The organism is Algoriella xinjiangensis (assembly GCF_900115015.1).
GTDB classification, from domain to species: domain Bacteria; phylum Bacteroidota; class Bacteroidia; order Flavobacteriales; family Weeksellaceae; genus Empedobacter; species Empedobacter xinjiangensis.
Window position 1 is genome coordinate 1 of the sequence record NZ_FOUZ01000028.1, and the last position, 4,852, is coordinate 4,852.

The window sequence follows — 4,852 nt, forward strand, 5'->3', positions numbered from 1 at the left end:
TAAAATCGCTTGGATAAATTTTACGGATTCTTTTCATATATTAAAATTAAGGTTTTATGCTTAACTTTTACTCCCAACTAAGTTAGTATATCCACTAAAGAGTCAATGTCTAGAATAAAAATATCATATGAATATTCAACATCATCGACAACACAAGATCAACAATTATTAAAAACATATAACATTTTGTATAAGGATTTTAAAGAAGAATTATTAAAAATGAAATAATATTTTTCAATGAGAATCACCTACTAAACATAATTGAAATTATATACCTAAATAATTTAGGTTAAATGACTGAAATTGTGAGAGTGCCGTTTTAGATAAGTGAAGTTGTATTTAAAATTACTCTGAAAGGCGCATTTTTGCGTTGAATGAGTATATCCAAAACGGTCAAGAAATAAAGCCTTCGTTTTTATAAAAACGAAGGCTTTATTTTTTTAATATTCTTGAACTAAAACGTCTGCGGATATATGTAATTCTTTACTAATCATTCTAATTTGAGGAAGATTAAGTTTTCTTACTCCAGAAAAAATCTCAGTTTTTCTGCTACTACCTATCAATTTACTCAAATAAGATTCCTTAACCCCCATTTGGTCTAATCTGAATTTAATAGCTTCTATAGGGTTAGGCTTTTCTATTGGGTATTTTTCATCTTCGTAATTTTTAATCAAAATGCTCAATATTTCTAATTCATCGGATTGAATAGAATTTGGTTTAATGTCTTTTTGCATCAATTCAAAAACCCTTTCTAAACTGATTTCGTACTGTTCTTCTGTTTTAATCGGTTTTAACATAACTAATAGTTTCTGCATTAATTTTATCATATTCTTTGTGTGTTCCAAACCACACAATAAAAACAATTTTTAATCGATATTCAATATCAACAATCAAACGAAAAGTATTGCCATGAATATTAAATACAACTCTTTTACTGTTAATTATTGAAGAATTTTTATAATGTTCTTTAAGTTCATTTGGTGTGTTCCATTCTGCATTTGTAACTTCATCGTACCATGATAAAAGCGCCTGTTCAGATTGAGGAAACTCATTCATATAAAACTTTAAAGTTTTAACAGCAATAATTCTCATACACAAATATACAAAATTTTACCAATTTGGGAATATTTTCAGAGAAAAGATAATGAACAATAATATCATTTAGAACCTTCTATAAAATAAATACGTATATTTGTATATAGTTATAAATGTATATACATATTTATGAGTAAAATTATTACAATTGCGCATCAGAAAGGAGGTGTAGGAAAGAGTACATTAGCGCTTAATCTTTCTTATAGATTTAGTCATGATGTTAAAATAGCATTAACTGATGTAGACCCGCAGGGAACTATAATGAATTTAAAAGGATTAGTTGAAGATTTTGATATCATCAATTTTGATAATGTGAAGAAACTAAAAAAGTCAGAATACGATGTAGTCTTTATAGATAGTCCACCTTATATTATAGAGACTATTCAGCCAATATTTGAAGAGTCTGATTTTGTTTTAGTTCCAACTAAAGTTGGAGTACCAGATATTATGGCAATTTCTACAACAATTGATTTAATTAAGAAAGCTCAAAAAAAGAATAAAAATTTGAAAGCAGCTATTGTTTTGAATATGCTTAAACCTAATGTTAAAATCAAAGAACAGGCTATTGAACAATTGAAGAAATATGATTTACCGATTTTATCATCTATTCATGATCGTATATCTTATGGAAGTTCATTTCTAAATGGAGGAGTGATTAGTTCAAATGATAAACAAGCTAAAGATGAAATTGAAAAATTGTCTAATGAAATTCTAAATTTATTATAATGGGAAATGCTTTTGATAAATTAAAAGAGATTCAAAAATCAACTTCGCCTAAACAAAAAATTGTACAGGTTAAGGAAAGCAAAAGAGATAATGAGAAAAGTTATATGCTTTGGTTAAATAAAGAATTGCTTAAAGATTTGAAGAAGAGAGCTATTGAAGAAGATTCTAATATGAAAGAAATAATAGAAAAGGCTTTGATACAATATCTTAAATAATAAAATAAATACATAAATACGTATATATGTATTTAAATAATACAGCTATGGAATCCTTAATAAAAAAATATAAAGAACTTGGAATAGATAAAACCATCGATCACGATAAGTTTAATCTGATTTCGGTTGTTCATCATTCAACTGTATTGGAAGGTTCTACTTTAACAGAAATTGAAGCATCGGTTTTGATTAATGATGGTTTAACACCTAAAGGAAAACCTTTAGAACATTCCTTAATGGTAACAGATCATTATAAAGCTCTAGTTTTTGTAATTGAACAAGCAAATAAAAAAATGCCTATTTCTGTAGAATTAATTAAAAACATTGAAGCATTTGTTTTAAAAAATACTGGATCAGTCTACGAAACTATGCTCGGAACTGTTGATGCTACTAAAGGAGAATTTAGAAAAGGAAATGTAATGGCTGGAAATACATATTTTCCTAATTATGATAAAGTAGAAAGATTGATGAATGATTTAGTTATTAATATTCAGAATAAAATGAATACAATTCAAACCATAGAAGATCAATTAAATTTATCTTTTGATGCTCATTTTAATATGGTATCAATTCATCCTTTTTATGATGGAAATGGAAGAAGCTCTAGGCTATTAATGAATTATATTCAGCAATATTACAACCTTCCTTTAGCAATCGTTAATTCTGAATCTAAAGTAGATTATATTGAAGCTTTGATTGAAACTAGAGAAAAAAATGATATATCTATTTTCAGAAATTTCATGAAACAAGAATATTCATCTCATCTGAAAGCAGAAATTGAAAATTTTGAAAAAATAATTAAACCAAATAAAGGACTTGGATTTAAATTTTTGTTTTAATTAACGATTAAAGTATATACCTATATATGTATTTACTTTAAGTAAAGTTCTTCAAATTTTTTCTCAACTTTTTTCTTCAAAGCTCCGATAATAAATCCTTTTCTATTTTCGGCATATGCGGATGGCTCTCTAATTTCCGCTAAGAAATCTAAAGTTTCCTCTTCAGAAAAATGTTTGTATATAGACTCAAATAAATTTAAATTATTGTTGAGTTCTCGCTCATTAAAATCAAAATTATGTACTAAATATTCTTCTATGTTTTTAGATATAAACCAACGATTTGACATTTGCTTATTCAAATTATTTTTCTTGATATTCTCGTCTTCAAATTGAGGTTGATAAATTGGAACAAAATGAATGGAAGTAATTTTCCTTCCTGTTTTCATTGTTTCATAGTGGAAAGTGTAAGGAGAACATTTATCAAGTTCTTTCTTTGCTGAAACTATAACATATTTTATAAAATCTTTTGTTTCTTTATATTTATCGGTTATACCAAACATTTCTTTAAGTCTATCAATAGAATAATTAATAGGTGTTTTTTGAGATGAGAATAACTCGTAAAAACGCATAGCATATATGCTTTCGAATTGCATCGCTACTTTTAATTCGTATTTACGATATCCTTTAGAAAAATCCATTAAAGTTTGATAAATAAAATCAGCGACATAAAAGGTAACATTATCTGCTCTAGTTTTATTTATTTCAACATTAAAAATTATACCTGCACTACGATAAGCTTCATCATCTTCATACTCAATAATTTTTTGTTGCAATCCCTTTAAAGCCTTTTTAATTCTTGAATGATTTTTATCTGTTTTACTATCTTCTGTAGTTAAAAATGCAGATATGGGCATAACATATTCTTTTGATTTGAATAATGTATTATTGACCTGGTAACGATCATTAAGTTTTTTACCTTCTAATAAATTTTGATTGAGTTCTATTATGCGATAAAGAATACGCTTTTCATAAACACTAAAATCATACTTCGCAGTTGTAAGAATATACGATTGTAATACCTCTTTGTTTTTAATAGTTATGCTCATTTATAGTTTTATTAGGAGTTATGGAATACAAATATAACTAAAAAGGAGTTATAAAAACAAACTCCTAGTAAGTATTCAAAAACTCCTAGTTGACCATATTATTAGTATTCAAAAACTCCTAGTTAAGTATTCAAAAACTCCTATTTAGATATTTTTTAATCCTTGTAATAAGTTATATATAAGCGTTATATCTGATTTTTATCACTTCCCGATAAGTTATGTTATATAAGCTATGTTAATTAAATATAAAAACATTGTGATTTTTTTGGTTTATAAGCGTCAATTTTTCAAAGAAAAATTCGATTTTAAGAGTTTTCTTGAAATTGCCTGTTTTCGTTTTGAATGAAAAAAACAAAACAAAAAGAAAAAAAATGAGCTGACCGCAGGTCGCACCAGGGGGCGGGCGATTTATTTTTAATTAAATTATATAATTAGTTGATTTTAAGAATATTAATGTATTTTTGTACTTAAAATTTAATGTATAACGTTTGATTTGAAAGCGAAACGATTAGAAACGATCTTTTTTTGAGGTCGTTTTTTTACGTTTTAAGCGATTTTTTTTGATTTTACGTATAAAGTATTGCAATTGTTGTTTAAGGGCGTCAAGTATTAAATTTAATGTATCTGTGACGGTGTTATCTTCTTTTGTTGTGGTTGATTTTTTGGTAGCGTATGATTTAATTAAAGTAGGAAATTTTGGTTTAAGGAGTTGGAAATGAAAAAAAGTTTTAGAATTTCGGAAAATTGGGTAAATTAGAGAAAGTAAAAAAATAGAATAGGTCGAGATGTGTGTTTGTCCGTACAAAATGGGCTAAAATAGCCCTATTTTTCACGTCAACACTACTCTCGCATTCTCCCGATGGTCGAACGATTTTTTTAAGTTTTTAAAGATGAATAAAACCAAACGAATTGAAATCCGATTAACCCTTTT

The 4,852-nt window shown here is 26.6% G+C and carries 6 protein-coding genes; 3 read left to right on the forward strand and 3 right to left on the reverse strand.

What is annotated here, in order from left to right:
- Positions 1 to 440: 440 nt before the first annotated feature.
- Positions 441 to 797 (reverse strand): helix-turn-helix domain-containing protein, encoded by a 357-nt coding sequence (locus BM072_RS15150; RefSeq protein ID WP_177190330.1) that lies wholly within the window; start codon positions 795 to 797, stop codon positions 441 to 443.
- On the reverse strand, positions 781 to 1,056 hold the full coding sequence (locus BM072_RS15155; protein WP_245752233.1) for a type II toxin-antitoxin system HigB family toxin: 276 nt from the start codon (positions 1,054 to 1,056) through the stop codon (positions 781 to 783). Before BM072_RS15155 ends, BM072_RS15150 begins: the two co-directional genes overlap by 17 nt.
- Positions 1,057 to 1,224: 168 nt before the next feature.
- On the opposite strand from BM072_RS15155, the gene BM072_RS15160 reads away from it, so the two are divergent.
- The 3 genes from BM072_RS15160 to BM072_RS15170 are packed head-to-tail and all read left to right on the forward strand — an operon-like array spanning position 1,225 to position 2,875.
- Entirely contained in the window at positions 1,225 to 1,821 is a 597-nt protein-coding gene (locus BM072_RS15160; RefSeq protein ID WP_092910660.1) for a ParA family protein, read from the forward strand.
- Positions 1,821 to 2,036 carry a hypothetical protein gene (locus BM072_RS15165; RefSeq protein ID WP_092910662.1) on the forward strand — a complete coding sequence of 72 codons (216 nt, stop codon included), beginning with the start codon at positions 1,821 to 1,823 and terminating at the stop codon, positions 2,034 to 2,036. Before BM072_RS15160 ends, BM072_RS15165 begins: the two co-directional genes overlap by 1 nt.
- A gap of 47 nt (positions 2,037 to 2,083) precedes the next feature.
- Entirely contained in the window at positions 2,084 to 2,875 is a 792-nt protein-coding gene (locus BM072_RS15170) for a Fic family protein (protein WP_092910667.1), read from the forward strand.
- A gap of 32 nt (positions 2,876 to 2,907) precedes the next feature.
- On the opposite strand, the gene BM072_RS15175 is transcribed toward BM072_RS15170, so the two are convergent.
- A complete protein-coding gene (locus BM072_RS15175; protein WP_092910665.1) occupies positions 2,908 to 3,921 on the reverse strand; it encodes a replication initiation protein in 1,014 nt (337 codons plus the stop codon).
- Positions 3,922 to 4,852: the final 931 nt, after the last annotated feature.